This is a genomic window from Pseudomonas sp. RSB 5.4 (assembly GCF_037126175.1).
In the GTDB taxonomy this organism is placed as follows: Bacteria; Pseudomonadota; Gammaproteobacteria; order Pseudomonadales; family Pseudomonadaceae; genus Aquipseudomonas; species Aquipseudomonas fluorescens_H.
Map to the genome: position 1 here is coordinate 5,061,725 of NZ_CP146986.1, position 25,999 is coordinate 5,087,723.

24 protein-coding genes are annotated in these 25,999 nt (G+C 62.3%); 4 read left to right on the forward strand and 20 right to left on the reverse strand.

What is annotated here, in order from left to right; translation table 11 throughout:
- Nucleotides 1-111: 111 nt before the first annotated feature.
- The 15 genes from V9L13_RS22905 to V9L13_RS22975 form a co-directional block, all read right to left on the reverse strand.
- Nucleotides 112-837 (reverse strand): class I SAM-dependent methyltransferase, encoded by a 726-nt coding sequence (locus tag V9L13_RS22905; RefSeq protein WP_338800606.1) that lies wholly within the window; start codon nucleotides 835-837, stop codon nucleotides 112-114.
- Nucleotides 834-2,081: an NAD(P)/FAD-dependent oxidoreductase gene (locus V9L13_RS22910; RefSeq protein WP_338800607.1), complete on the reverse strand. Its 1,248-nt coding sequence runs from the start codon at nucleotides 2,079-2,081 to the stop codon at nucleotides 834-836. Before V9L13_RS22910 ends, V9L13_RS22905 begins: the two co-directional genes overlap by 4 nt.
- Entirely contained in the window at nucleotides 2,068-3,228 is a 1,161-nt protein-coding gene (locus tag V9L13_RS22915; protein WP_338802895.1) for a sodium:proton antiporter, read from the reverse strand. Before V9L13_RS22915 ends, V9L13_RS22910 begins: the two co-directional genes overlap by 14 nt.
- Nucleotides 3,228-5,567 carry an MMPL family transporter gene (locus V9L13_RS22920; protein ID WP_338800608.1) on the reverse strand — a complete coding sequence of 780 codons (2,340 nt, stop codon included), beginning with the start codon at nucleotides 5,565-5,567 and terminating at the stop codon, nucleotides 3,228-3,230. The genes V9L13_RS22915 and V9L13_RS22920 overlap by 1 nt, the downstream gene beginning before the upstream one ends.
- The gene (locus V9L13_RS22925; protein ID WP_338800609.1) at nucleotides 5,551-6,153 is read right to left on the reverse strand and encodes an outer membrane lipoprotein carrier protein LolA; all 603 of its coding nucleotides are present in this window, start codon (nucleotides 6,151-6,153) and stop codon (nucleotides 5,551-5,553) included. The genes V9L13_RS22920 and V9L13_RS22925 overlap by 17 nt, the downstream gene beginning before the upstream one ends.
- Nucleotides 6,150-6,575: an acyl-CoA thioesterase gene (locus V9L13_RS22930; protein ID WP_003220936.1), complete on the reverse strand. Its 426-nt coding sequence runs from the start codon at nucleotides 6,573-6,575 to the stop codon at nucleotides 6,150-6,152. Before V9L13_RS22930 ends, V9L13_RS22925 begins: the two co-directional genes overlap by 4 nt.
- Complete coding sequence (locus tag V9L13_RS22935; RefSeq protein WP_338800610.1) at nucleotides 6,568-8,112, reverse strand: aromatic amino acid ammonia-lyase; 1,545 nt, start codon at nucleotides 8,110-8,112, stop codon at nucleotides 6,568-6,570. The genes V9L13_RS22930 and V9L13_RS22935 overlap by 8 nt, the downstream gene beginning before the upstream one ends.
- Nucleotides 8,093-9,040 carry a glycosyl transferase gene (locus V9L13_RS22940; RefSeq protein WP_338800611.1) on the reverse strand — a complete coding sequence of 316 codons (948 nt, stop codon included), beginning with the start codon at nucleotides 9,038-9,040 and terminating at the stop codon, nucleotides 8,093-8,095. Before V9L13_RS22940 ends, V9L13_RS22935 begins: the two co-directional genes overlap by 20 nt.
- On the reverse strand, nucleotides 9,037-9,771 hold the full coding sequence (locus V9L13_RS22945; RefSeq protein WP_226499861.1) for a glycosyltransferase family 2 protein: 735 nt from the start codon (nucleotides 9,769-9,771) through the stop codon (nucleotides 9,037-9,039). Before V9L13_RS22945 ends, V9L13_RS22940 begins: the two co-directional genes overlap by 4 nt.
- Before the next feature lie 128 nt (nucleotides 9,772-9,899).
- Nucleotides 9,900-11,579, reverse strand: a complete 1,680-nt coding sequence (locus V9L13_RS22950; RefSeq protein WP_338800612.1) for an AMP-binding protein — start codon at nucleotides 11,577-11,579, stop codon at nucleotides 9,900-9,902.
- Nucleotides 11,576-12,121, reverse strand: a complete 546-nt coding sequence (locus V9L13_RS22955; RefSeq protein ID WP_007967286.1) for a membrane protein — start codon at nucleotides 12,119-12,121, stop codon at nucleotides 11,576-11,578. The genes V9L13_RS22950 and V9L13_RS22955 overlap by 4 nt, the downstream gene beginning before the upstream one ends.
- On the reverse strand, nucleotides 12,118-12,372 hold the full coding sequence (locus V9L13_RS22960; RefSeq protein WP_003220947.1) for an acyl carrier protein: 255 nt from the start codon (nucleotides 12,370-12,372) through the stop codon (nucleotides 12,118-12,120). The genes V9L13_RS22955 and V9L13_RS22960 overlap by 4 nt, the downstream gene beginning before the upstream one ends.
- 9 nt (nucleotides 12,373-12,381) lie before the next feature.
- A complete protein-coding gene (locus V9L13_RS22965) occupies nucleotides 12,382-12,642 on the reverse strand; it encodes a phosphopantetheine-binding protein (RefSeq protein WP_007967290.1) in 261 nt (86 codons plus the stop codon).
- On the reverse strand, nucleotides 12,623-13,432 hold the full coding sequence (locus tag V9L13_RS22970) for a lysophospholipid acyltransferase family protein (protein WP_338800613.1): 810 nt from the start codon (nucleotides 13,430-13,432) through the stop codon (nucleotides 12,623-12,625). Before V9L13_RS22970 ends, V9L13_RS22965 begins: the two co-directional genes overlap by 20 nt.
- Nucleotides 13,408-14,136, reverse strand: a complete 729-nt coding sequence (locus tag V9L13_RS22975) for a beta-ketoacyl synthase chain length factor (protein WP_338800614.1) — start codon at nucleotides 14,134-14,136, stop codon at nucleotides 13,408-13,410. Before V9L13_RS22975 ends, V9L13_RS22970 begins: the two co-directional genes overlap by 25 nt.
- 351 nt (nucleotides 14,137-14,487) lie before the next feature.
- On the opposite strand from V9L13_RS22975, the gene V9L13_RS22980 reads away from it, so the two are divergent.
- Nucleotides 14,488-15,258 (forward strand): ParA family protein, encoded by a 771-nt coding sequence (locus V9L13_RS22980; RefSeq protein ID WP_003220955.1) that lies wholly within the window; start codon nucleotides 14,488-14,490, stop codon nucleotides 15,256-15,258.
- A 130-nt stretch (nucleotides 15,259-15,388) separates the two neighbouring features.
- Here the strand turns inward: V9L13_RS22980 and trxC are convergent, their stop codons facing one another.
- On the reverse strand, nucleotides 15,389-15,823 hold the full coding sequence (trxC, locus tag V9L13_RS22985; protein ID WP_338800615.1) for a thioredoxin TrxC: 435 nt from the start codon (nucleotides 15,821-15,823) through the stop codon (nucleotides 15,389-15,391).
- A gap of 372 nt (nucleotides 15,824-16,195) precedes the next feature.
- On the opposite strand from trxC, the gene V9L13_RS22990 reads away from it, so the two are divergent.
- A complete protein-coding gene (locus V9L13_RS22990) occupies nucleotides 16,196-16,543 on the forward strand; it encodes a transcriptional regulator (RefSeq protein WP_338802896.1) in 348 nt (115 codons plus the stop codon).
- A gap of 6 nt (nucleotides 16,544-16,549) precedes the next feature.
- Here V9L13_RS22990 and V9L13_RS22995 read toward each other — a convergent pair whose 3' ends face one another.
- The 4 genes from V9L13_RS22995 to V9L13_RS23010 form a co-directional block, all read right to left on the reverse strand.
- Nucleotides 16,550-18,013: a YdiU family protein gene (locus V9L13_RS22995; protein ID WP_338800616.1), complete on the reverse strand. Its 1,464-nt coding sequence runs from the start codon at nucleotides 18,011-18,013 to the stop codon at nucleotides 16,550-16,552.
- 48 nt (nucleotides 18,014-18,061) lie between these two features.
- Entirely contained in the window at nucleotides 18,062-21,415 is a 3,354-nt protein-coding gene (mscK, locus tag V9L13_RS23000) for a mechanosensitive channel MscK (RefSeq protein WP_338800617.1), read from the reverse strand.
- Between the two features lie 34 nt (nucleotides 21,416-21,449).
- Nucleotides 21,450-23,192 carry a potassium/proton antiporter gene (locus V9L13_RS23005; RefSeq protein WP_003220963.1) on the reverse strand — a complete coding sequence of 581 codons (1,743 nt, stop codon included), beginning with the start codon at nucleotides 23,190-23,192 and terminating at the stop codon, nucleotides 21,450-21,452.
- A 301-nt stretch (nucleotides 23,193-23,493) separates the two neighbouring features.
- Nucleotides 23,494-25,119 (reverse strand): methyl-accepting chemotaxis protein, encoded by a 1,626-nt coding sequence (locus V9L13_RS23010; protein ID WP_338800618.1) that lies wholly within the window; start codon nucleotides 25,117-25,119, stop codon nucleotides 23,494-23,496.
- 278 nt (nucleotides 25,120-25,397) lie between these two features.
- Here V9L13_RS23010 and V9L13_RS23015 point away from each other — a divergent pair, with 278 nt between their 5' ends.
- Nucleotides 25,398-25,628 carry a hypothetical protein gene (locus tag V9L13_RS23015; protein ID WP_003220969.1) on the forward strand — a complete coding sequence of 77 codons (231 nt, stop codon included), beginning with the start codon at nucleotides 25,398-25,400 and terminating at the stop codon, nucleotides 25,626-25,628.
- Nucleotides 25,625-25,927 (forward strand): cell division protein ZapA, encoded by a 303-nt coding sequence (locus tag V9L13_RS23020; protein WP_003220971.1) that lies wholly within the window; start codon nucleotides 25,625-25,627, stop codon nucleotides 25,925-25,927. Before V9L13_RS23015 ends, V9L13_RS23020 begins: the two co-directional genes overlap by 4 nt.
- Nucleotides 25,928-25,999: the final 72 nt, after the last annotated feature.

A 25,999-nucleotide genomic window follows, 5' to 3' on the forward strand; every position in this document is an offset into this window, starting at 1 on the left:
GCTTGCCAGCGATGGCTTTGGCACATCCAAAATTGAGTCCGACTGACCCACCGCTATCGCTGGCAAGCCAGCTCCCACAGGGGGACAGGTGTGCAGGTCGATAGCGGTGCATCAGATATCACCTTGCAATGGCTTGCGCGCGACGACATTCACCAACGTTTCCTCACGCTCGCCAAACGGCTTCGGCTTGCGCACCCCAAACCGCTCCAGCAGTCCAAAATCCTGCGATCGGCTCCACCACAGATACGGGTACGAGACATTGCGTTCGTCGAACTCGAAACCCTGCTGGCGAATCATCTCCAGGTATTGCGCCGCGCTCTTCTGCACATGCATCGGATGGCGGAACAGCCAGCGAATCACCCAGGTATCAATGTAAGCCTCGGTGGACTCGGCGAACAGCAGATAACCGCCCGGCTTCAGTACGCGGTAGAACTCGGCGAGGGCTTTTTCCTGTTCGACCAGATGATGAAAGGTCTGGTGGCAGAACAGCAGGTCGACACTGGCGTCCGCCACATTGAGCGTCGCGCAATCGCTGCCGATCAGCTCCACATCGAAGCCCTGCCGCGCCGCTTCTTCGGCGCTCAGTTGCAGGCTGTGCGGATCGGCATCGACGCCGATCAGACGCTGTGGGGCGAAGGTCTGGCGCAGGTGGCGGAACGATTTGCCCTGACCGCAGCCGGCATCCAGCACCACCGGATGGGCCGGCAGCGACTCGCTGAACAATCCGCGCAAATTGTTGATCGCCACGCGCAGCACGTGGTGCTGCCAGGTGTGGCTGCGCAGGAACCAGAAACCGAAGCGGGTTTCCTCGACGTAGCTGTCGCTCAAGTAATTCATGGGGCGTCCTTTGCACAGAGTTCGGAAATCATCTTCAACCGGCGGCGCGCTTCGCTGACGAACGGGTTGCGTTCATCCCAGGCGTAACCGGCGAGGATCGAGCAGATCATCCGGCGAATCTCCGCCTGACTGTCTTGGTAAAAGATCACGTCCTGAAAGGTGCCGGCGTACCAGCCCTCGACGTAGCAGCGGAAGGTATCGACCCCGCGCTTGAGCGGTTCGGCGAACTCGCGCTGCCAGTCGACGGTTTCGCCCTGCAACTGCCGGTGCAAGACCGCCGCGGCCATGCTCGCCGAACGCATGGCGATGGTTACGCCGGAAGAGAACACCGGGTCGAGAAATTCTGCGGCATTGCCAAGCAGGGCGAAGCCCGGGCCGTGCAGGGTTTTCACATTCGCCGCATAACCGCCGAGGGTGCGCGCCGGGGTATCCCACACCGCGTTGTTCAATACACCGGCGAGGCTCGGGGTTTCGGCGATGAAACCGCGCAGGCAGGCATCCAGATCGCTGTCGCGCCCCTGGAAGTGATCGGCGGCAGCGACCACGCCCACCGAGCAGCGCCCGTTGCTGAACGGGATCGTCCAGAACCAGATGTCGCGGTGCTCGGGGTGGGTGGTGACGAGGATCTTCTCGCGGTCGAAGGCCGGGTTGTCGATGTGATCTTCAACGTGGGTGAACACCGCTTGGCGCACCGGGAAATTCGAGGGTGCTTCCAGATCGAGCAAACGCGACAGCACCCGCCCGTAACCGCTGGCATCGAGCACGAAATCCGCTTCGACGCGGTATTCGCTGCCGTCCTCGCGCAGCACATCGAGCTGCGGTCTGGCCCGGTCGAAATCCACGCGGACGATGGCATCGCCGTAGCGGATTTCGGCACCCTGCAATTCAGCCTGATCGGCCAACAGCTTGTCGAAGTCGGCGCGCTGCACCTGGAATGTGGTTGGCTTGCCTGCGGTGAAGGTGTCGCTGAAATCGAAGGCACTGTAGCGCTCGCCCCAGGCGAAGGCGGCACCGGTCTTACACTGGAACCCGGCGGCGTTGACGGCGTCGAGCATGCCGGCCTCTTCGACGAAATCCAGGCAATGGCTGAGCAGACTTTCACCGATGGAAAACCTCGGGAAATGCTGGCGCTCGATCACCAGCACATCGTGGCCTTTGCGCTTGAGCAACGCGGCGGCGATGGCCCCGGAAGGGCCCGCGCCAATGATCACGACCTGACGGGATTCCATTTCAACGATTGGCACGTGAGCTCCCGAGCGCAGTGGCGGTGGTTTTCAGGGGCGCGCGGTGCAGGCCGATCAGGGCCGGCAACAGCGTCGCGATCAGGCCCATCAGCATCAGCGCGAAGTACAGCGCCGGGCTGATGAGCTGTTGTTGCAGCAGCAGGTTGAGAAAGACGATTTCACTCAGCCCGCGAATATTCAGCAGCACGCTTTCGCGCCAGCGGCTGGCGCCTTCGAACGACGCACCGGCCCAGCCCAGGCCGAGCCAGTTGCCGAGCAGTTTACTGGCAATCGGCAACAGCAGCAGCGCCGCCCATTGCACCGCGCCGAGGCTGGCGAGGGCGCTGTGCACGTCGATCTGCACGATGCCGAAGGTGAGGATCAGCGGGATCGCGATCCATGTCTGCAAACGGCTCATCCACCGCGCCGGCAATGGCAGCACCAACGGCACCTTCAGCAAGGCCATGCACAGCAGATAACCGATGCCGAAAATCAGCGCGTTGAGTTTGTAGTGCTCGGCCAGCACCAGCAGCGCAAAGAAGCCGAGGCTGTAGGTCAGCGGGCGACGCACGCGCAACAGATGCAACAGCGCCGGCACGCAGGCCAGACCCAGCGGCAGCAACAGGCTGCTCAGATGCAGACTGCCCTGAGCCAGGCCGAACAGCGTCCAGCAGGTCAGATCGATGAGGATTGCGGTCTGCACCAGACGCCGGGTGGCGGCGGGCGGGTAATTGATGTGGCGCAGGTACAGGTACAGCACCGGGATCGCGGTAATCGCGAATACCAGACCGATCGCCAGCGAGTTCAGCCACGGTTGCGCCGGCAGCAGCCAGCAGGCGGCGGCCAGACCGCAGGCGAACGGCACGGTAAAACTCGGCACGGCGATTTTCACGCTCTGGCGGTCCAGTCGCAGGTCGATCACATCACTGAGAATGTGCCCGAGCAACAGCGCGAAACTCAGGCTGTAGAGGTCTTTCAGCCAACCCGGCGCAATCAGTTCGGCACCGCTGAGTTGCCAGCCCGGTTCGATGCAGAAGTACATCAGCAGCGGCAACCCGAAGCTGGCCAGCAGCAACTGGCTGACGATCGGGATCAGGCCGAAATGCCGGCCGATACGGGTCACCACAGCGAACAGCGCCAGGGCCAGCAGCCAGAAACCGACGACCATCACGCTGTCGGCTCCGCGACGCTGGCGCTGTGGACGTGACGTCCGGCCCACGGCGCCAGAATGAAACTGAACGCCAGCCCCAGGCTCACCGCCAGGCCGAAGTTGCTCACCGCCGGCGTGCTCGACACCGCCAGCAGACCGAACGACAACCAGGTCGTCAGCGCCGCCAGCAAGGTGCCCAGCAAGCTGACAGCCGCACCGCCAACCTGCTCACGCATGAGGATCGCGTAATCGACGCTGATCGCCGTCACCAGCAGCAGGCCGAACAGGCTGAACAGGGTCAGCGGCTGACCGAGCCAACCGAGGCTGGCAAGGCTGCACAGCGCTGCCAGCAGCGGCAGGGCGACGATGCGCAAGGCGCCGCCGAAGCCGAACGGCACGATCAGCACCAGCACGATCAACACACAGGAGGCGAGTTTCAGTTCGGCGGCGCTGATCTGAGTCGCGGCGAACACGTTGTTCAATTCGCCGAGACGATCCACCAGCATCACGCCCGGCAAGTCCAGGGCTTGCACCCGCAGCAGTGACGGATTGTTCAGACCTTGCAGGCTGGTCATCGCCGCCACGCCGTCAGCGGTCGGGCCGAGCCACAGCGTGCGGTAAGGCTCGCCCAGCGGCCCGGCGAGTGCCGCGTCGATGTCCTCGGCGGGCAGACTCTGCAACTGCTGCAGTTCGGTTTGCAACGCCGCGAGCGGTACGCCGAGATCCAGTAATGGCTGCCAGTATTGCGGCAGTTTGCTCAGCGCTTCGCGAACCTGCTGTTGCTGGCTCGGCGGACTGAGCAGTTGATCGAGGGCCAGATAGCCTTGCAGTTTGTCGAGGTTGACCAGTTGCTGCAGGCGCTCGCTCAGTGCGGCCTGACGCTCCAGCAGTTGCTGCTGATTGGCGGCGCGCACGAGGAAGAACTGGCTGGTCGGCTGATAGCCGGTGATGCGTGCGATGGTCTGCGCTTCATCGGTCAGGCGTTGTGGCGCACCGACCCACTGGCGGATGTCGTTCTTGCTTTGCAGCTGCACCAGACCGCCAACGCAGAACGCGACCAACAGCGCCAGCAGCACCGGGGTGCGCACGTGTTCGAGCAGAGTTTCGCGCAGTTGCACCAGACGCTCGGCCAGACGCAGCGGCCATTGCGCCGGGACCAGTTCAACATTTTTCAGTAGGGCCGGCAGCAGGCACACCGCCGACAGATACGCCCCGAGCAAACCGGCGGCGGAGAACACCGCGATTTGCGTCAGCGCCGGGAAGGGCGTCCAGGCCAGCGCCAGATAACCGATGGCGCTGGTGATCAGGCTCAGCGTCAGCCCGGAGAGTGTCAGGCGCAGGGCTGGCCAGCTGCGCCACGGCTTCAGGCTCCAGCTTTTCGACAGATAGTGCAGCGGATAATCCACCGCCACGCCGATCAGGCTGGAACCAAGCACCAGCGTCATCACGTGCATGTGGCCGAACAGCGCCACGCAAGCCACCGCGCCGAACAGCATGCCCACCAGCACCGGCACGAACGCCAGCAACACCCGCCAGCGGCGAAACACCAACAGCAGCAACAGCAGAATGCCGAGAGTGGCGCCGCCGCCGACCCAGGTCATTTCGCGGGTGGCTTGTTGCTGACCGTTGGCGGCGTACAGCAGACCACTGGCGGCCAACAGTTGCACGTCGGATTTCGCCGCCTGCTCGCGACTGTGCTGCAGCAGATCGGCGACTTTCAGCGGCAGGTTCATGTCGAAGGCATTGCCGGTGGTGCGCGCGCGCAGCAGCACCCAGCTCTTGCCGTCGGCATCGGCGACCAGTGCGCCGCTGCCGATGTCCAGTTGCACCGCGCCGTGCTTCGGCTGGCTGTTCTGGATACGCCCGGTGAGACCCAGCCAGTCGTCCTGGCTCGGCACCAGGGTAAAACCGTTGAACGGATCGAACAGTGCCTGCACCCGTTGCTGAATGAACGCATCGGGATGCTCGGTCAGCAGTTGCCGATCATCCGCCGAAAGCATCGCCAGTCGCCCTTGCAGCAATTGTGTGCGCAGCGCTGGCAGATCCGCCTGCAGGTTCCACTGGACCTTTTCGAACAGACCGCTGGCCTGCCATTGCTCGCCGAGGGTCTGCGCCATGGCCACCGCTTGCTGGCGATCGGCGTGGCCGACCAGCACCAGCATTTCCCGATTGAGCGGTTCCTGCATACGTTGTTCGGCGCGCAGTTCGAGGGCATCAGGGTTGGTGCCGGGCACCAGTTCCATGAGGTTGGCCGACAGCGGCGCATCGCCGCGCCACTGCCACCCGGCCAGCGCGACGACCGCCAGCAGCAGGATCAGGAACAGCCACGGCAGCCTGCGTTCACTCGGCAAAGTCATGTTGCTCCGTGTCGCTCAACGGTTGACCGGCGCTGCTGTCTTTCATGCGCAGCACGGTGCTGTCGCCCTGGGTTTCCAACAGTTCGATGGTCTGCACCAGTTCACCGCCGTCGATATTGATCTGCTTGAACACTTGCTTGAGCAGCAGCGAACGCGGGGTCAGAGTGAGTTTCCACTGCTGTGCGTCGCCGCTCAGGGCCAGCTCGAAATCCCGTTGCAGGCCGCTGCTGTCACCTTGCAGCACGGCGAGGAACAAGCGGTTCTGCTCGGCCCCGGCGCTCTTGTTCGGCAGCAGTTGCCAAGCGTTGCCATCGCGTCGCGCGATGCCGTTGGCGGTGATGCGGTAATCCTGTTGCAGCGGGGTCTTGAGCAGCCAGAGCAGGCCGTGATTTTTCGCCAGGACGAAGTTGCCCTTGCTGATCAACGGTTGAGGCAGGGCGCGCAGATGTTTTTCCTGAATGAACTGGCCGTGGATCACTTCCGGTTTCGCCAGTTGTTCGCTGAGCTGTTGCAGGTCGAAGGCGTTGGCCAGCGTCGACACGGCGAGCAGCGCCATCGCGCCAAGGCATTTGCAGAACAGGTTCATCGCAGCATCCTTTCCACCGCATCGGTGAACACTTTGGGTGAGGCCAGTTGCATCTCGCGGCTGCTGATCTCGACCGCCACCTGCACCGAGCTGGCACGGGTCAGGCGCTCGCCGGTCTGCAGGTCGGTGATCAGATAATTGATCTTCAAACGGTTCTCCCACTCCACCAGACTGGCGCGTACGTTCAAGCGCTGGCCGAACACCGCGCCACGTACATAACGCAGTTGCAGGTCGATGATCGGCCACGCGTAGCCGGACTCGGACATCTGCGTGTAGTTGTGGCCGATCTGGTCGAGCAGCGCGCAGCGCGCCACTTCCAGGTACTTCACGTAATGCCCGTGCCAGACCACGTGCATGGTGTCGATGTCAAAGAACGGCACGAGGATTTCCGTGTCGGCGTGCAGCACTCCGGCGCTACGCATGCAGCCTCCAGTGTTGTTCGGCGATGCGTTGCAGGCACAGGCGCAGTTCGCCTTCCAGCGCGCGGTCTTCGATGACCGGCGGGAAGTCCTTGGCCAACTCTTCGTGCATGGCGGCCAGCGAAGGTGGCAGCGCGCGTGCGCCTTCATCGCGCCCGCGCAACCAGACGCCCTGATTGGCCGCGAGCAACGTGGCGGCGGCGACCTGTTCGGTCAGTTCCAGTACGCGGATCGCGTCGCGGGCGGCGATGGTGCCCATGCTCACCTTGTCCTGGTTATGGCACTCGGTGGAGCGTGAGAACACGCTGGCCGGCATGGTGTTTTTCAGCGCTTCGGCGGTCCAGGCGCTGGTGCCGATCTGCACGGCCTTGAAACCGTGATTGATCATGGCGCGATCCGCCGGGGCGCCGGACAGATTGCTCGGCAAACCGTGGTTGTAGCGCTCGTCCACCAGCAGTGCGAGTTGCCGGTCGAGCAGGTCGGCGACGTTGGCCACCAGATTTTTCAGGCTGTCCATGGCGAACGCGATGTGCCCGCCGTAGAAGTGCCCGCCGTGCAGCACGCGCTCGGCGTCGGCGTCGATGATCGGGTTGTCGTTGGCGCTGTTGAGTTCGGTCTCGATGAACGCACGCAGCCAGTTCAGGCTGTCGGCCAGCACCCCGAGCACGTGCGGGGCGCAGCGCAGCGAGTAGCGATCCTGCAGGCGATGCAGCGGCGCGGTCGGCGCGTCGATCGCCAGATCCTTGCGCAGCCATGCGGCGACTTGCATCTGCCCCGGATGCGGTTTGGCGGCGAACAGACGCTCGTCGAAGTGTTCCGGATTGCCTTGCAGCGCGACCACGTTGAGCGCGGTGATGCGCGTGGCCAGTTGCAGCAGATAGTCGGCGCGGGCGAAGGCGAGGCAGGCGAGACCGGTCATCACCGCCGTGCCGTTCATCAAGGCCAGCGCTTCTTTCGGACGCAGCACCAATGGCGTCCAGCCCAGTTCGCGATGCACGTCGGCCGCTTGCCGGCGTTCGCCACGGAACAACACTTCGCGCTCGCCGGACAGGGTGGCGGCGACGTAGGACAGCGGCGTCAGATCGCCGCTGGCCCCGACCGAACCTTCTTCGGGGATCAGCGGCAGGATGTCGTGTTCAAGGAAGGCGTGCAGGCGCTCCAGCAGTTCGATGCGCACCCCGGACACGCCGTGACACAGCGACTGCAAGCGCGCCGCCAGCACCGCGCGGGTGGCTTGCGGGTCGAGCAGTTTGCCGAGGCCGCAGCCGTGGAAGGTGTAGAGATGACGCGGCAGTGCCTCGACGTGATGCAGCGGCACCGCGACCACGCAGGAGTCGCCGTAACCGGTGGTCACGCCGTAGATCACGCCTTCCTTGTCCAGCAGCGAATCGAGAAACCGCGCGCCTTTGGCGATGCGCTCGCGGTAGGCGGCGTCGCTCTGCAACTGCACGGGCGCCTGACGGTTGGCCAGGGCCAGCACGTCTTCGATGCGCAAAGGGCGTTCGCCGAAGGTTACCGGCTCATGGGTTGGCGTCGTCATCGGTCTTCCAGAAAGGGTAAAAGTTGAACCATTGGTGCGGGGCTTCGAGGCAATAGTGACTCAGGCGCTGCGCGTAGCGGGTGGCCCACTGATGAATGACCTGCTCGCGCTCGCGGCGCGTCCACGTCACGCTGTCGGCGAACGGTTCGAGGGTCAGGCGATAGTGGCCGTCCGCTTGTTTCAGGCACATCAGCAGATTGACCGGGCATTTGAGCAAGCCGGCCAGCAGCCACGGGCCTTGCGGAAACGCTGCGGGGTGGCCGAGAAAGTCCACGCTGACGCTGCGCCCGCCGTGCAACGGCACGCGGTCGCCGGCAATCGCCAGCCATTCGCCGCGCTCCAGGCGTTCGTGCAGTTGCAGCATGATCACCGGGTCCAGTTCGCTGACCTGAATCAGGCGCAGATTGGTCGCCCCGGCTTCGCCCAGCAAGCGGTTGAACTGCTCGGCGTGCTTGGTGTGCACCAGCACGTTCATGGTGACCTTTTCGCCGATCTCCGCCAGCGCCCGGCACACTTCGAGGTTACCCAGATGCGCGCCGACCAGCAGTTGCCCGCGACTGCCGCGCAACTGATTGCGCAGCAGTGCCGGGTCGATGATTTCGATCTGCTCGATACGGATCTTGCCGTTCCACACGTCGAGCTTGTCGAGCAGCGAATCGGCGAACGCCATGAACTGGCGGAACACCCGCCAATAACTCGGGCGCAATTCGGCGCGGTTGCTCCAGTCAGCCAGCCGTTGCTGGTATTGCCAGGCACTGTTGCGCGCGGTGCGGCCGAACAGGAAGAAGTACAGGACGATGCCGTACAGCAGCGGACTGAGCAGGCGCCGGCCAAGCACTTTGGCGGCGAACGCGGTGAATTTCATCAGCAGGAAGCTGCCGCGCTCTTCGCGGTCGGCCCAGTGCTTCTTGTCGGTCTCGACGCTCATGCTCGCCACCGGCGCCAGAGGATGACGGGCAGGCGCAGCAGCATGCCGAAGAACAACCGGGTGTGCATACTGGAAATCAGCGCGTTGTCGTGGAACAGGCGGAAGTGCGAGACGCCGTCCAGCGGGTAATGCACGCTGGTCTGCAACCAGCGCATCGGCTGGTTGCGCCACGACAGGCGCACGAGGATGTCGGAGTCGAAATCCATGCGCTTGCCGACTCGCGCCGAGTCGATCAGCGCCAGCGTCGGGGCCAGCGGATAGACGCGAAAGCCGCACATTGAATCGCGAATCTGCAGCGACAGCGTGTTGATCCAGACCATCACGTGGGTCAGATAACGCGCGTACAAACGGCCCTTGGGCACGCTCTCGTCAAACAGCGGATAACCGCAGATCATCGCGTCCGGGTGGGCGCGGGATTCCTCGACGAAACGGGCGACGTCGTGCAGGTCGTGCTGGCCATCGGCGTCCACTTGCAGGGCATGAGTGAAGCCCAGCCGCGCCGCTTCGCGCAGGCCGGTCATCACCGCGCCGCCCTTGCCCTGATTGAGGGTCAGGCGCACCAGATGCACGTGGTCGCGTTCGGCCAGCGCATCCAGCACTCGCGCGCAGGACGGGGTGCTGGCGTCATCCACCAGAATGCACGGCAGGCCTTGGGCGAGCAGCGCGTCGACCACGGTGCCAATCGCGGTTTCATGGTTGTAGACCGGAATCACGGCGCAAGGGTTATGCATTGACGACATCCCCACTGTGGCGAGGGAGCTTGCTCCCGCTCGAGTGCGCAGCACTCGCTCGCAGTTTTTCGTGATCCGAGTTTGGGGCCGCTTCGCAGCCCAGCGGGAGCAAGCTCCCTCGCCACAGGTTATGCATCGGCGGCTCCTAGCAGGATTCGCCCGCTGGAGCAGGTCGCGGTGTCATTGCGGTAGGCGAAATACAGCTTGCCGCGTTCGGGATCGAAACGCAGGTGCAGCTGGATTTCATCGCCCGGGCGCACCAGTTGCTGGAATTTCAGCACTTCCATGCCGGCAAATTTGCCGGGCAGGTTCAGCAGTTGCTGACCGAGGTTCAGTGCCCATTCGACCTGGACTACGCCGGGCAGCACCGGGGCCTTGGGGAAGTGACCGCTGAAGTAGGCCAGGTCCGGCGGAACACTCAATTGCAGGCTCCACTCGCCGTCGGTTTCGAGCTGTTCCAGCACTTCCGGGGCTTTCGGCCGTGGCGCCAGCAGCAGCGCTTCGATGTCGGCCTGCGGCAGCTTGCCCTGGCTGTTCAGCGGCAGTTGCCGCACCAGACGCCAGCGCCGGGGCAAGGCCAAGGCTTCGCAATGCTGGCTCAGGTGTTTGCGCAGGGCTTCGGTCAGGTTGCGACGGCCCTGTTCACGCAAGGCAAACAGGCCTGCGTCGCTGAGCACCAGCAAGGCCCCCAGCACCGCACGGTTTTCCTGAACCACGCCCAGGCGTGCTTCGGCGACCCAGTCGTGGGCGATCAGCGCCTGTTCCAGCATCGGCAGGGAGATACGCTTCTCTTCGAGTTTGACGATGCGGTCCAGCCGCCCGAGCAGTTCGAAACGCCCGTCGGCAGCGATGCGCGCGGCGTCGGCGGTGTGTTCGACATGCCCGGCGGGCAAGTACGGTGAAGCGATCAGCAGGGCGCCGTCGCTGTCCTGACTCAGTTCAACCCCGGCGAAGGGCTGCCACAGGCTGGCGCCCTGACGCCAGCCGATGCCACCGGTTTCCGAGCTGCCGAGGATTTCCGTCGGCCACTGGTGCAGGCGTTGCTGCAGACTCTGTGCTGCGTCTGCCGGTAACGCACCGCCGGAGGAAAACACCCGGCGCACGGCACTCAGAGCCGGCCAGTCGAGGTTGTCGCCCATGCGCTTGAGCAGCGCCGGGCTGGCGACCCAGGCGAAGGCCGGGTGTTCGCGGCTGGCGCGCTGCAGGTCTTCCGAGAATGCCAGTTGCTTGCGCCCGAACGGACGTCCGGCGCACAGCGGCCACAGCACCCGGAACAACAAACCGTAGATGTGCTGGGTGGCGACGCTGCCGATGATCCAGGCTTCACCGAGATCCGCGCCCCACAGTTGCTCCAGTGCCTCGACCTCGTTGGCCAGTTGGCGCAAGGTCTTGTCGATGCGCTTGGGTTCACCGCTGGAGCCGGAGGTGCACAGGCTCAGGCGGCACTGCACGAGATCGAGTTCGGCGCCGGGCAGGGCCGGCTGCAGCAGATCGCTCAAGTGAGCATCATCGGGGTGATCGCTCAACCACAGATCGACCTCACTCGACCAGCGCTGGCGGGTCTGCGCTTGCAGGTCGGAGGGCAGCAGGACGGCGACGCCGGCGCGCCAGGCTCCGAGCAGGGCGATGGCGAGGTCGGCGGCATCTTCCAGATGTACCGCCATGCGCTGCACGCCGCGTGCCTGCAGGCCGGCGGCAACGCTCAGCGCCTGCTCGCGCAGTTGCGTGTGGTCGAGCGCCGGGGCGGCGCTGATCGCGCGCTCCGGCAGGGCCTTGAGCAACAGTTGCTCAAGTTTTATCCAGTTCATTTACGGCCTCTTACCCGTTGTCGTATCAGCCATTCAATGGCAAACATCAGGCCGATCAATCCGTAGGAGATCAGGCCGGTGTACAACATCCACCAATGCAGCGGCGCCCACAGGGTCAGGAGCGCGGCGCACAAACCGTTGCAGAAGAAAAACACGCTCCAGGCCACGGTGACCTGGCGGGTGTAGCGGATCGCCTCGGGCGGCAGGTGCGGCTCGCGCAGTCGCGCCAGGCGCTCGACCATCGGCGGCCCGTATTTCAGGCTCAGGCTGAACAGCACCAGCATGAAGCCGCTGATCAACACCGGATACCAGCGCAGCAACAGCGGACTGTCGAACAGCGCCAGCAGCAGGCAGAACACGATCGCCACACAGGCCATCCAGCGGCTGCCGGGCTTGCGTTCGCCGGTCAGCGCGCGCGCCAGCCACAGGCCGCCCAGCAGCAGTCCGAACTGCCACGGGGCGAAGTGCTCCATGCCGAAATACACCGCAAAGGGGTACAGCAGCCCCGCCAACAGCAGGCCGAGGCCGATCAATCGGCTCATGCGGCCGGTTGAACCAGACGGTAGACCGCCTCGACCACGTCACCGACAGTGCGCACCGATTTGAATTCTTCGGCGGCGATTTTCTTGCCGGTCTGGCGTTTGATGTGATCGATCAGGTCGACCGCGTCGATGCTGTCGATTTCCAGATCCTGATACAGGTTGGACTCCAGGCTGATCCGCGCCGGATCCAGTTCGAACAGCTCGACCAAGGCATCGCGCAGGGTGTTGAAAATGTCGTCACGAGTTTGCATGGTCCGGTCTCAAGCTGCCTGTTTTGCCGTGACGAACGCCGCAAGGCTCGCCACGTTGGTGAAATGGTTACGGGTGTCTTTGGCGTCGGCGTCGATCTTGATGCCGTACTTTTTCTGGATCGCCAGACCCAGTTCCAGTGCGTCGACGGAATCCAGGCCCAGGCCTTCGCCGAACAGCGTCTGCTCGTCGCCGATGTCGTCGACGCTGATGTCTTCGAGGCCCAGGGCGTCGATGATCAGCAGTTTTATTTCACGGTGCAGATCGCTCATCTTCGGCGAGCTCCTTGATGTAGTAAGAGTGCAAATAATCATTGAGCTTGCGCGAGGCCTGCGGTGCAGGGCCTTGCGTGGCGAAAGTCTGTGGATCTATATCGGCCCCGATACGAAAACTGAAGTGCACGCGGCGGTGGGGGATGCGATACCAGGGTTCGGCCTTGGTCAGGGTGGTCGGATTGACCTTGATGACCACTGGCGTAAGGATTTTCGCACCGCGCAGGGCAATCGCCGCCGCCCCCCGATGAAAGGCTGGCGCCTGACCGGGTTGAGTGCGCGTGCCCTCGGGGAAAATGATCAGGGTCTGGCCGTTTTGCAGGGATTCGGCCGCGGCATCGAGCATGTCCATGCTGCCGTCATTGCTAATGTATTCGGTGCTGCGCAGCGGGCCGCGGGTGAAGGGGTTTTCCCACAGGCTTTTCTTCACCACGCAATTGGCCTGACGCACCAGGCCGATCAGGAACACCACGTCGATCAGCGACGGATGGTTGGCGATGATCATCTGCCCCGGCCGGCCGAGGCGTTCCGCCCCTTGAATTTCATAGGTCAGGACGCCGGTGCGGGCCATGAACCGCACGAAAAACCAGAACAACCGACTGACGGTCTGCCGCGCGCGTTGGCGATGCTTGAGCGCGTCTCCCGGCAAATAGCCGAGCAACGGGAACACCAGCAGGCGCAGGCACAGCCCGCCCAGCCCGAACAGAGCGAAACTGGCGGCGGTGGCCAGCAAGCGCCAGTAATAGGCGTCGCGGTTTTTCTCGGTCACGGGTTGCGTTGCCAGGTCCATACACGATTTTTCCAGGCATGTTGGCAATGGGATTGCTGGCCGAGCAGGGTGCGCAACAGATTGAGCGCGTGTGGCCATTGCGCTTTGGACAGTGCCTCCGGGCCGCTGTTCAGGGTCAGCTGCCAGTCGGTACCGGGAGTGAGCAGCAGACCCAGCGCATAAGGGAACGGCACATCGTCGACCCAATGCGAATAGGCCTCGGGCGGCTGTTCTTCGGTGATGATCAGCAGCACCGCCGGAGCGCCTTCAGCGAGCAGGGCGGCGGCTTCGACGATGCCGTGCTCCAGGCCATCGCCTGCGGCCGCCAGTGCAGTCATTTCGCTGGTTTCGCCGCGCATGATCGACCACAGACCGATGATTGCGTTGTGCACCGACAGGCTGAACTGGGTCGGCGACAACGGCTCGTCCTTGGCCAGATCACTGAGGATCTCGAAGGTACGCGGGGTTTCGCCGTGGCGCGAAACAAACACCAGCGGCAGGTTCTCCCGTCCGTCGGCCAGCGGCCAGCCGACACTGAACGCCATGCGCGCCAGGCGGCTGAGCCGACGGCGCTGCATGGCCGGTAGAAACGACACATCGGGCGCGACATCGCTGCCCGGGAGCACGACCGGTTGTCGGCTCCAGGCCTGCCACGCGTCCACGCTGTCGAGCCCCGGGGCCCACGCGCGCCATTGGGCGATGTTGAAGTTGATCACGGAGTTCATCCCGCCCCTGCGGGCTTTTATGACGCTTTGAGTCGCCAAAGCCGCGGCTGACCTGACGTGGCGCTTGGCGCCGGGTGGCGCGCATTATCCCGGTGCGACGAGTGTGTAGCAAATGTTGGTTACGTTTTGCTCAACGAAATGTACTGAGTGGTTCGCGGAAAAACTGTCACTTGGCCATTATCCAGATCGTGAGCGATTTGTCTGTCGGGCAAATCAGCGCACAGGGGAGGTTTTTGCCCTCTGTTCCCGCTGATTTTTGCGCCTGACTCTGTAGTCCGCGTCGTTGAAGGTAGCGAAGCGCACGCACAGGCAACTACACTCGGTCATTCTTTGATACACGGAGGTTTTGTCATGCGGCGCGTGGTGTTCAATCAGAAAGGTGGCGTGGGCAAATCCAGCATTGCCTGCAATCTGGCGGCGGTGAGTGCCAGCGAGGGCTATCGCACGCTATTGGTCGACCTCGATGCCCAGGCCAACTCCACTCAGTATCTGACGGGGCTCACCGGGAATGACATACCGATGGGCATTGCCGACTTCTTCAAGCAGACCCTGTCTTCCGGTCCGTTCTCGAAGAAAAACCAGGCCGACATCTACGAAACCCCGTTCGACAACCTGCACATCATCACCGCCACCGCTGAACTGGCCGATCTGCAGCCCAAGCTTGAGGCCAAGCACAAGATCAACAAGCTGCGTAAGTTGCTGGATGAACTGGATGGCGAATACGACCGGATTTATCTCGACACCCCTCCCGCGCTGAACTTTTACGCGGTATCGGCACTGATTGCCGCTGATCGTGTGCTGATTCCCTTCGATTGCGACAGCTTCTCGCGTCAGGCGCTGTACGGCCTGCTGGCGGAGATCGAAGAGTTGAAGGAAGACCACAATGAAGGGCTGGAAGTCGAAGGCATCGTGGTCAACCAGTTCCAGGCCCGGGCCAGCCTGCCGCAGCAGATACTCGATGAGTTGATTGCCGAGGGCTTGCCGGTGCTGCCGGTGTACCTGAACAGCTCGGTGCGCATGCGCGAGTCGCACCAGGCCAGCACCCCGCTGATCCACCTCGACCCTAGGCACAAACTGACGCAGCAGTTCGTCGAACTGCACAACCTGCTCGAAGACCACTGATTTCCGGATTGCACCCCACCGTCCTGTGAGAGCGAGCCTGCTCGCGAAGAGGCCAGCACATTCAACATCTCTGTTGACTGAACGGACGCCTTCGCGAGCAGGCTCGCTCCCACATTGGTTCTCTGGAGGGTCAGATGCCCTGGCTACGCAGCCACGCCATCAACTGCGGCAACGGAAATGCCCCGCTCTGACGCGCCACTTCCCGACCGTTCTTGAACAGAATCAGGCTCGGAATCGAACGAATCCCCAACTGCGCCGACAACTGTTGATTGGCCTCGCTGTCGAGCTTGGCCAACCGGCACTTGCCCGCCAACTGCGCCGCCGCCTGCTCGAACACCGGCGCAAACGACTTGCACGGCCCACACCAGTCCGCCCACACATCCACCAACAACGGCAGATCACCTTTGATCTGGCTGGCGTAGTCGCCTTGCTTGAGTTCGAACGGCTTGCTCAACAGCACCGCGGATTTGCAGCGCCCGCACTTCGGCTGATCGCCCAGGCGTTCGGCGGGGATGCGGTTGAGGCCGTTGCAGACGGGGCAGGGGATTAGGAGTGGTTCAGACATGATGGGCTCTCGGGCAGGAAGTCTATAAGTCTGATCTGGAGGCAAAGTCGCGATTATCAAGGAATTGGTCTGTAGGTCATTACCATCTTCACTTAAGGAAAGAACCTACGCGCGTCGGGGCCGAGTCTGATTATCCGTATTTGATCTAATTGATATCTTGTGCCGACCTGAATGGAATAACTCTTGGACTCCATCCCTATGGCCTTCACAACGGGTAAACGTCTTTCGCTCTCACAGCTTTTAGAAGGATCTGAGTCTGTTAAAGACTTAAATGTCCGCGCGATTTACTCGCTTGCCGGGGACTTTGTTGGTTTCGAGAATGTTTGGCTAGATTCCGGTGCTGACCAAAATCCGGATTTCTTTCCTCGTCCGCTGCGTCGGCCAGAAAATGAAGAGGATTACGACGCCTTGGTTCAGGCCGTCGACGAGATCCTTGAGATAACCGGTGATGATGGTTCGCATCCACTCGCGAGCCTGCTGGACATCATCAGTGACTGGATTGAGGAGTGGGATAGCACGCATCATCCGACGCCGAAACCACCAGGTCATGAAGTGTTGGGATATTTGATGCGTGAACATGGTTTGACCCAGAGCGATTTGCCCGGGGTCGGTACTCAGTCAGTTGTCTCGGAAGTCCTTAGCGGCAAGCGGCAGTTAAACTTGCGGCAGGTTCGCTGGCTGGCCGAGTTTTTCAAGCTTCCTGTAGACGTATTTGTCTAAGACGTCTCAGGAAGAACAACTGATCTCCAGATGCTTGCCCCACTCCGGCGGCCGCTCGGCATAACCCTCCATCCCCGGCTGTTCGTCGAACGGTTTGCTCAGCACCGCATGCAGCCGGCGAACCTCGGAGTAGTCGCCTTGTTCGGCGGCGTCGATGGCTTTTTGTGCCAGATAGTTGCGCAGGATGTACAGCGGATTGACCGCGTGCATCCGTGTACGGCGTTGCTCCTGGTCGCTGTCGCCATCGCGGGCAACCCGTGCCACGTAGCGCTCGCCCCAGGCATCGAAGCCTTTGATGTCGACGAAGTCATCGCGCAGGCGGGCGACGGCTTGCTCTGCGGACTGGTCGCCGAGGCGGCGGAAAAACAACGTGTAGTCGACGCCGCTGTTTTGCATCAGTTGCAGCAGGTCTTCGAGCAGTTTCTGGTCGTCGTCTTCGGCGCTGGTGAAACCGAGGCGACGACGCATCAGGTCGAGGTAGTGCGCCTGGAACAACGGCAGGTACAAACCGAGGGTTTCGCGCAGGGCTTCGACGCTGATGAACGGCGTCAGGGCCTGGGCCAGGGCGCTGAGGTTCCACTGGCCGATCGGCACTTGGTTGCTGAACGAGTAGCGGCCCTGATCATCGGAGTGGTTGCAGATGAAGTTGGCGTCGAAATCGTCGAGGAAGGCGAACGGGCCGAAGTCGAAGGTGATGCCGAGGATCGACATGTTGTCGGTGTTCATCACGCCGTGACAGAAGCCGTAGGCCTGCCACTTGGCGATCAGTTCGGCATTGCGCTCGACGATCTCGCGGAACATCGCCAGATACGGCTCCGGCTGCTCCAGGCATTCGGGATAGTGCATCGCCAGTACGTGCTCACCGAGCTGTTTCTGCTGCTCGGGACGCTTGGTGTAGTAGAAGTATTCGAAGTGGCCGAAGCGCACATGGCTCGGCGCCAGACGCAGCGCCATCGCGGCGCGTTCCTGCTTTTCGCGCCACACCGGAGTGTCGGAGCCGATCACGCAGGCGGCACGCGAAGACGGGATGTTCAGCGCGTGCAGCGCTTCGGAGGCGAGGAATTCACGGATCGACGAACGCAATACCGCGCGGCCATCGCCCATGCGCGAAAACGGCGTCTGCCCGGCGCCCTTCAAATGCAGGTCCCAGTGCTCGCCGGCGTTGTTGTAAACCTCGCCCAGCAGTAAGCCGCGACCATCGCCCAGTTGCGGCGTGTAGCCACCGAACTGGTGCCCGGAATAGACCATCGCCCGTGGCTCGGCATCCGCCCATAACTTGTGGCCGCCGAACAGTTCGGCGAATTCCTGAGTGTCAGCCGTCGTCGGCTCGAGATCGAGCAAGGCCAGGGCCGCCGGGCTGGCGACGACCAGACGCGGGTTGTCGATCGGTTCGGGCAGCACGTGGGCGGAGAACGCGTCGCCCAGGCGAGCGAAGCGATTGTCGAAGGTCAGTTCGTCGAGGGCTTTCAAGGGCCGGCTCCAGCAGAATGTCCGAGCATTCTGCTGGGATTAGACCGGTTAGTCGAGTTTGGCCGGCGGCGGCTCTTGCAGCGGCTTTTGCTCGCCGCTGATCGGCACGATGGTTTTGCTGTCGTCCTCGACCGGCACCAACTTGTATTCCTGGCCGTGAAGGTTCTTCAGGTACACCTCCATCTGGCGGAACGAGATGTTGATGTGCTGCTTCTTGAACTCGCGGTTAATGAAGCGGTTCACTTCGTCGATCACCGGGTTGCGGTCACCGAGGTCGCGCACGTGCATGCGCAATTCGTGGTCGAGGGTGCTTTCGCCGAAGTTGAGGAAGTACACGTGCGGCTCGGGTTCCTTGAGGACGCGCGGGTTTTCCCGGGCGGCCTTGAGCAGCAGTTCCTTGACCAGATCCAGATCGGAGCCGTAGTCCACGCCGAGTTTCAGGGTGACGCGGGTGATGGTGTCGGTCAGCGACCAGTTGATCAGTTGCCCTGTGATGAACGTCTTGTTCGGGACAATGATGTCCTTGCGGTCGAAGTCGGTGATGGTCGTGGCGCGGATGCGGATCTTGCTCACCGTGCCGGACAGGTTGCCGATGGTGATGGTGTCGCCGATCCGCACCGGGCGTTCGAACAGGATCATGATGCCGGAGATGAAGTTCGCGAAGATCTCCTGCATACCGAAACCGAGGCCGACTGACAGCGCCGCCACCAGCCACTGCAACTTGTCCCAACTGACGCCGAGAGTCGACAGCGTGGAGACAAAACCGACGCCGGCGATCACGTAAGACAGCAGCGTCGTGGTCGCATAGGCGCTGCCCTGCGCCAGATTGAGTTTCGACAGCACTAATACTTCGAGCAGACCCGGCAAGTTGCGCGCCAGCGCGAAGGTGATGCCGATGATGATCAGCGCACCGAGCATGTCGCCGATGCTGATCGGCACCATGCTCATGTTCGCCCCGGTGCCGCTGGTGTATTCGTAGAGGGTGATGTTGTCGAGGTACGAGAACACCGAGATCAGGTCGGCCCAGACCCAGTACAGCGCGGCGATGAAGCCACCGAGCAGCGCCAGACGGATCAGACGCAGCGACTGTTCGTTGACCTTTTCGATGTCCAGGGTCGGCTCTTCGATCACCGCTTCGCCGTCGCCGGCCTCTTTCGCGGCCTGGCGTTTGGCCAGGGCGCGCTGGTAAGCCAGACGGCGTGCGGCAACCGCCAGACCACGGACGAAGGTGGCTTCGATCACCAGCCAGAACATCAGCAGGTACAGGGTGTTGATCAACCGGTCGCTGAGTTTCAGCGCGGTGTAGTAGTAGCCGAAGCATACCGCGACGAACAGGGCGATCGGCAGCAGGGTGAACATGATGCCGACGGCCTTGCGGAACAGCGAAGCGTTTTCATGGGCCGGACTGCTGATCAACAGGCGGCTGAGCAGCCATGCCATCAGCGCATAGCAGGTCAGCACCACCGGCATGCCCAGTACATCGTCTGCCAGCGCCGCCGGTTGCAGCTCGGCGACAGCCACGACCGCCACCAGTGCCATGACCACCAGGCCCAGGCGACGTACCCAGCCTTGAAGGAATTCGACCTGTGGTTTTTCCCAGCGAAAGTGCAACTCGGCCACGCCGCCCGGCGCGAGAATCCGGTAGGCGGTGTAGAACACCAGCCACGCCTGGCCCATTTGCAGCAGCGCCGCGCCCATGTTGGCGTTTTGCCCGCGGGCGTCGATTTGCAGGGCCAGACCGCACAGGCCCAGACCCAGGGCTACCGGCATCGCCAGCAGAATGTTGATCAGGATCGCCTGCGGCGTGTGCCACTGGCTGTCGCGCTTGAAGTGACCGATGTCCTGGTGAACCTTGTTCAGCCGCGCATACAGATGTTTGCGCCGCCACAGCAGCGCGCCAATCAAAAGGGCCAGCGGCAGGAACAGCAGTGGACGCTGGGTCAGGCCGTCGGTCAGTTCGCTCAGGCTCGACGCCAGCGGCAGGGTGTCGACCTGACGCTTGAGCCGCTCCGGAACGCCGCGTATCCATTCAGCGTCCAGCGGTTTGTTGCTGGGAATCCAGAACATCTGCTCATCAAGGGTCGCGCGCAGGCTTTGCGCGGTGCTCAGCAGTTGTTTCTGATTGAGCTGCAGGGTGATCGATTCGTTGAGTACCGCGCTCAGTTCGCGGTTCAGGCGTTCCAGCAGATCGGCGCGGGTATTGGCCAGATCCAGCAGGCTCCTGCGCAACTGCGGGGTGACTTGCTCCGGCGGCTGGGTGGAGAGCAGATTGTCGACGTAGGTCGCCGGGTTGCTCAGCAGTTCGCGCTGCTGGCTGACTTCGAACTGATACAGGCGAATGTCGGCGATCTGGTCCGCCAGATCGCGGTCGACCTTGAGTCGTGGCAACGCCTGTTTCTGCTTGTAGAGAATCTTCGACAGCAACAGGCTGCCCTTGAGCACGTTGATCTGCTCGTCGAGGGCCGAGTCGCTCTGGGTCAGGCTGTCGAGTTGCTGTTTGGTTTGCAGGTTCTGCTGGGTGACTTCGTTGAGGCGGTCAGTGCTTTTGAGCAAGTAGTCGGAAAGCTTGAGGTTGGCCGCGCTTTCGCTGGCGAGCAGGCTGCTGCCGCCGGCCTTCTGCGCCTCGATCGATTGCTGGGTCACGGTTTCCTGCGACTGCGCCAGACGTTTCTGGTTGATCAGGGTCTGCAGTTCCTGGATCTCGCGGTCGAGACGGTCGGATTTCTCCGAGAGCAGATCGTGCTGGCTGTTGCCCAGATCCTGCAACTGGCTGTTGCCCGCCAGTTCCTGACGGCGCAGCGGGATCAGCGCGTTCAGCGCGGCCAGTTCGGCGTTCAACTGGTCGCGTTGTTCGGCGCTGACGGTCTTGCCGCTGTCCTTGCCGGACTTGAGGATGGTGTTGATCTGCTGGATGCGCGTCTGGCTGGCGGAGATTTCCGCCTGGGCGCGCTCGGGACGAGTCTGGGCGGTGATGATCAGGCTGTTGGCATCGGCCAGCGCTTTTTGCAGATCGCTTTGCTGGGTCGAGCGATCCGTGAGGATCTGCTCCAGCTGCGGGATCGACTCCCTGGGGAAACGCTGCGCCATCGGCACCACCGCCGTGGCCTTGAGGCGTGCCAGTTCGCGGGTGTTCTCGATGGTCTGCCGAGGGGCGGAGGCCAGTTGTTGCTTGAGGTCGATCAGCTTCTGGTCGTAGTCACGCCGGTTGTTGAGCTGATTGAGGGTATTTTGCAGGACCGTCTGCAGGCTCTTTTTATCGGCATCCGGCAGTTTGCTGTCGGCCAGTTTGTCCAGGCTGGCCTGCACGGCTTCGCTGGACGGTGGTTCGGCGGCATACAGCGGGCCGACGGAAAGACTCAGGCCCAGCAGGGCCGCGAAAAAGAAAGAGCGCAGGGTAGGCATAGAGACCGGTCAAGCAAGTGAGAGTGGACGCAGTTTAGAGGAAGAGACCGGGACCCGGGCGACTTCCTTCGGGGAATCTGACGCCCACTTTGCCGATCTTGTTCCCGTCCATGACCGCAACCGTCCAGTGGGTGTTGTTCCACTCCACCTGGTCGCCAACGATCGGTGCACCACCGACCTTCTGGGCAATGAAAGCACCCAGGGTCATGTCCGGATCGATGCCCTCGGCCGGCAACCCGTAAAGCGCTGCAACCGCTTTAAGCTGGGCGTCTCCTTCGAGTACGAAGTCACCGAAGAAGCGCAGATCCAGACCACGTTGCGGTGCCTGGCTGAACAGTTTGCCGAGGGCCGGAAGGTTGTGTTCATGGCCGATCACACACAGCAAATCATCGACTTCCAGCACCGTACTACCCGACGGATGGAGCAGTTGCTGGCCACGAAACAGGGCCGCGATGCGGGTACCTTCGGGCATTTTCAGCTCGCGCAGGGGTGAACCGATGCACCATTTTTCGGCGCCGAGCTTGTAAACGAACAGCTCCCACTCGCTGGTGATGTGCACTTCCAGCGCTGAACGGGAGATCGGTGCAGGCTCCGGCGGTACCGTCACCTTGAGCAGTTTGGCCACCCATGGCAGGCTCGTGCCCTGCACCAGCAGCGACACCAAAACGATGAAGAACGCGAGGTTGAAGTACAGCTGCGCATTCGGCAGCCCAGCCATCAACGGGAACACCGCGAGAATGATCGGGACCGCGCCGCGCAGACCGACCCAGGAAATAAACGCTTTCTCGCGGCCATGGAACGCCTTGAACGGCAGCAGGCCGACCAGCACCGACAGCGGGCGGGCGAACAGAATCATCCACAGCGCCAGCCCCAGCGCGGGCAGGGCGATCGGCAGCAGGTCATGCGGGGTGACCAGCAGGCCCAGCACGAGGAACATGCCGATCTGCGCCAGCCATGCCATGCCGTCGAGCATGTGCAGGATGCCGTGACGGCTGCGCACCGGGCGGTTGCCGATCACCAGACCGCACAGGTACACCGCGAGGAAGCCGCTGCCGTGCAGGGCGTTGGTCAGGGCGAACACCACCAGACCACCGGCGATCACCAGAATCGGGTACAGGCCGGTGGCGAGGTTGATCCGGTTGACCAGTTGCAGCATCAGCCAGCCACCACCCAGACCGATCACGCCACCGATGCCGAACTCGCGCACCAGATGCCCGAGCAGGCTCCAGTGCAGGCCGGTCTGGCCGCTGGCGAGCATGTCGATCAGGGTCACGGTGAGGAACACCGCCATCGGGTCGTTGCTGCCGGATTCGATTTCCAGGCTGGCGGTCACCCGTTCGTTGAGGCCCTTGCCGCCGAGCAGCGAGAACACCGCGGCGGCGTCCGTGGAGCCGACGATGGCGCCGATCAGCAGGCCCTGAATCAGGTTCAGGTCGAACAGCCACGCGGCGGCCATGCCGGTCAACCCGGTGGTGATCAACACCCCGACCGTCGCCAGCGACAGCGCCGGCCACAAGGCCACACGGAAACTCGAAACCCGGGTGCGCAAGCCACCGTCGAGGAGGATCACCGCGAGCGCGAGGTTGCCGACCAGATAAGCCGTCGGGTAGTTATCGAAAATGATCCCGCCGCCATCGACCCCGGCGGTCATGCCGACCGCGAGGATGATCACCAGAATGGGGATGCCGAGACGGGAGGAAAGTGAGCTGACAAGAATGCTTGCACCTACCAGCAACGCGCCGATCAAGAACAGGCTGTTGATGGTCGTCGCATTCAAAGGCAGTACTCCAGAAGCGTAAAGACGGGCACAAACTGACCATGCAGTCTGCGTGCCAGCGATTCTAACCTGTTGAAATGTGATGCTGTCAAAAAGCTTTTTACGCTGGCATCACATTGAATGTGCACCGAATGAAAACTGTGGCGAGGGGATTTATCCCCGATCGGCTGCGAAGCAGTCGTAAACCGGTTGATGGGGCAAACCTGATCCACCTTGTTAGCCGGGTTTGGGGCGGCTTCGCCACCCATCGGGGATGAATCCCCTCGCCACAAAGGAGTTTCTCCAGCCACTGCATGGGGGATTAAAGGCTGAAGCGCCCAACCATATTGTTCAGATCCAGCGCCAGGCGCGACAGCTCGTTGCTCGCCGCACTGGTCTGATTCGCGCCGGTGGCCGATTGCACCGAGAGGTCGCGGATGTTCACCAGGTTGCGATCGACTTCGCGGGCCACTTGCGCCTGCTCTTCGGCGGCGCTGGCGATCACCAGGTTGCGCTCGTTGATTTCGACGATCGCGGTGTTGATGGTGTCCAGCGACATCCCGGCACCACGGGCAATGTTCAGCGTCGATTCAGCGCGCTCGGTGCTGTTGCGCATCGAATCCACGGCGTGTTCGGTGCCACTCTGGATGCTGCCGATCATGCGTTCGATTTCGCTGGTCGACTGCTGGGTGCGATGTGCCAGGGCACGAACCTCGTCCGCCACCACGGCAAAACCACGCCCGGCTTCACCGGCACGCGCCGCTTCAATCGCCGCGTTCAGGGCCAGCAGGTTGGTCTGATCCGCCAGACCACGAATCACATCCAGCACCTTGCCGATGTCGCGGGATTCATTCGCCAGATCGCCGATCAGGGTCGCGGTGCTCTGCACATCGGCGCTCATGCGTTCGATGGCGCTGACGGTTTCCTGTACCAGGTCACGGCCATCGCCGGCCGAGGTGGTGGCGTTCTTCGAGGCTTCCGAAGTGCTCACCGCATTGCGCGCGACTTCTTCCACGGCGCTGGTCATCTCGTTGACGGCGGTGGCGGCCTGCTCGATTTCGTTGTTCTGCTGCGTCAGGCCACGGGCGCTTTCGTCGGTGACACTGTTCAGTTCTTCAGCGGCGGAAGCCAGTTGCGTGGCCGAGCCGGAGATGCGCTGCAAGGTGTCGCGCAACTTCGATTGCATCTTGGCCATGGCGGCCAACAGACGTCCGGCTTCGTCGGTGCCGTCGACGTGGATCGGCTGGGTCAGGTTGCCTTCGGCGATGGTTTCCGCCGCGTCCAGCGCTTTGGAGATCGGCTTGGTGATGCTGATGGTCAGCAGCCAGGCGAACAGGAAAGTCAGACCGGTGGCGATGACCAACAGGGTGACCACCAGATTGAACGCCGAGGAATACTGGTCGACCGCCTCTTGATTGGTCTGGCTGATCTGCTCGCCGTTGATCTGCATCAGGCGGTTGAGCACGGTGTTCATCGCTTCGGAGTTGTTCAGCAACTCGGTGTTGAGCAGGTTGCGCAACTCGTCCACCTGATTGTTGCGCGACAGCGTTTTCATCCGGTCTTCGATCTGGCGGTACTGGCCCAGCAACTGCACATATTGATCGTAGGCCGCGCGTTCCTGCGGGCCGCTGATCAACGGTTCATAGGCCGATTGGGCGGCGCGGATCTGCTGGTTGCGGGTGTCCAGCAGTTCCATGGTCTTCTGCTGCACGTCCGGCTCACGGTTGACCAGCAAGCGGTAGGACAGCACCCTCAGGCGCAAGGTCAGTTGGGTGAACTCGTCGAGGTTCTTGATGCTCGGCACACTGCTGTTGGTGATGTCCTCGGCGGCGCCGCGGATTTTGCTCATCTGGTTCAAGGCGAATACACCAAGAATCAGCATCAGGCCGCCGATCAGGGCGAAACCGGTGAACGCCCGGGGGGCGATATTCATGTTGCGAAGGGACATGGCGCGGATACCAAAAAGGGCCGCATCCATGCGGGCTGAGACTGCTGTATGGATGACTTATCGGTCATACGACTAAAGTCTTGAGGCACTGTGCGTATTTGTCGCATATGGGGCTGAGCGACGAAGTGCAGGAACCAGATCGGCAGATCACAGTCTTTTAAACTCGCGAGAACGGTCGGCCACCAGGAAAATCAAGGCCTTGCGCCGGTATAACCCTGGCATCCGCAGTGACTTTTCTTTATCGTACGCGCCCTTTGAAAAACGCTTGGAAGATCAAAATGTTGGAAGCATCCCTCAGCCAATTGGAACAGCTCGTCAGCGACCTGGTGCAACAGAACCAGACCCTCACGCAAACCAACCAGACCCTGTCCACGGAACTGGCCCAGGCCAAGGATGAAAACGAAAGCCTGCAACTGAGCCTGATGGAACAGGAAGAGAAGCACGGCGCCACCGCAGCGCGTATCCAGGCCTTGGTTGATCGCGTCAACGCAGGTCCTGTCAGCGCATGAACCACGGCACCGCAGGGGTAAAAGTCATCTCCATTCTCGGGGAGGACTATTCGATCAAGGCACCGGCCGGGGAAGAACAGACCCTGCTGGATGCCGCACTGATGCTCAAGGCTGCACTGGCCGACACCAAACGCAAATACCCGACGCTGATCGGTGACCGCTTGCTGGTGCTGGCCGCGATGAACCTGTGCTCGCAGCAGATCGAAATGAAGAAGCAGCACCAGGAAGAACTCGACCGTTACCAAGAGCAAGTCAGCGCCACGGTCGAAACCATCGCCAAGACCATCAATCAGGGCTGATGGGGTTGCGCACAACCAAAGAATAGATTGTCGATTGGGTTGTATACAATCGGCACGGCTGTTGCATTGTTT

What these genes read in the sequence shown, in the direction of transcription:
- V9L13_RS22905 (WP_338800606.1), bottom strand. Translation starts at nt 837, where the DNA reads ATGAATTACTTGAGCGACAGCTACGTCGAGGAAACCCGCTTCGGTTTC.
- V9L13_RS22915 (WP_338802895.1), bottom strand. Translation starts at nt 3,228, where the DNA reads ATGGTCGTCGGTTTCTGGCTGCTGGCCCTGGCGCTGTTCGCTGTGGTG.
- V9L13_RS22920 (WP_338800608.1), bottom strand. Translation starts at nt 5,567, where the DNA reads ATGACTTTGCCGAGTGAACGCAGGCTGCCGTGGCTGTTCCTGATCCTG.
- V9L13_RS22925 (WP_338800609.1), bottom strand. Translation starts at nt 6,153, where the DNA reads ATGAACCTGTTCTGCAAATGCCTTGGCGCGATGGCGCTGCTCGCCGTG.
- V9L13_RS22930 (WP_003220936.1), bottom strand. Translation starts at nt 6,575, where the DNA reads ATGCGTAGCGCCGGAGTGCTGCACGCCGACACGGAAATCCTCGTGCCG.
- V9L13_RS22935 (WP_338800610.1), bottom strand. Translation starts at nt 8,112, where the DNA reads ATGACGACGCCAACCCATGAGCCGGTAACCTTCGGCGAACGCCCTTTG.
- V9L13_RS22940 (WP_338800611.1), bottom strand. Translation starts at nt 9,040, where the DNA reads ATGAGCGTCGAGACCGACAAGAAGCACTGGGCCGACCGCGAAGAGCGC.
- V9L13_RS22945 (WP_226499861.1), bottom strand. Translation starts at nt 9,771, where the DNA reads ATGCATAACCCTTGCGCCGTGATTCCGGTCTACAACCATGAAACCGCG.
- V9L13_RS22950 (WP_338800612.1), bottom strand. Translation starts at nt 11,579, where the DNA reads ATGAACTGGATAAAACTTGAGCAACTGTTGCTCAAGGCCCTGCCGGAG.
- V9L13_RS22955 (WP_007967286.1), bottom strand. Translation starts at nt 12,121, where the DNA reads ATGAGCCGATTGATCGGCCTCGGCCTGCTGTTGGCGGGGCTGCTGTAC.
- V9L13_RS22960 (WP_003220947.1), bottom strand. Translation starts at nt 12,372, where the DNA reads ATGCAAACTCGTGACGACATTTTCAACACCCTGCGCGATGCCTTGGTC.
- V9L13_RS22965 (WP_007967290.1), bottom strand. Translation starts at nt 12,642, where the DNA reads ATGAGCGATCTGCACCGTGAAATAAAACTGCTGATCATCGACGCCCTG.
- V9L13_RS22970 (WP_338800613.1), bottom strand. Translation starts at nt 13,432, where the DNA reads ATGGACCTGGCAACGCAACCCGTGACCGAGAAAAACCGCGACGCCTAT.
- V9L13_RS22975 (WP_338800614.1), bottom strand. Translation starts at nt 14,136, where the DNA reads ATGAACTCCGTGATCAACTTCAACATCGCCCAATGGCGCGCGTGGGCC.
- V9L13_RS22980 (WP_003220955.1), top strand. Translation starts at nt 14,488, where the DNA reads ATGCGGCGCGTGGTGTTCAATCAGAAAGGTGGCGTGGGCAAATCCAGC.
- trxC (WP_338800615.1), bottom strand. Translation starts at nt 15,823, where the DNA reads ATGTCTGAACCACTCCTAATCCCCTGCCCCGTCTGCAACGGCCTCAAC.
- mscK (WP_338800617.1), bottom strand. Translation starts at nt 21,415, where the DNA reads ATGCCTACCCTGCGCTCTTTCTTTTTCGCGGCCCTGCTGGGCCTGAGT.
- V9L13_RS23010 (WP_338800618.1), bottom strand. Translation starts at nt 25,119, where the DNA reads ATGTCCCTTCGCAACATGAATATCGCCCCCCGGGCGTTCACCGGTTTC.
- V9L13_RS23015 (WP_003220969.1), top strand. Translation starts at nt 25,398, where the DNA reads ATGTTGGAAGCATCCCTCAGCCAATTGGAACAGCTCGTCAGCGACCTG.
- V9L13_RS23020 (WP_003220971.1), top strand. Translation starts at nt 25,625, where the DNA reads ATGAACCACGGCACCGCAGGGGTAAAAGTCATCTCCATTCTCGGGGAG.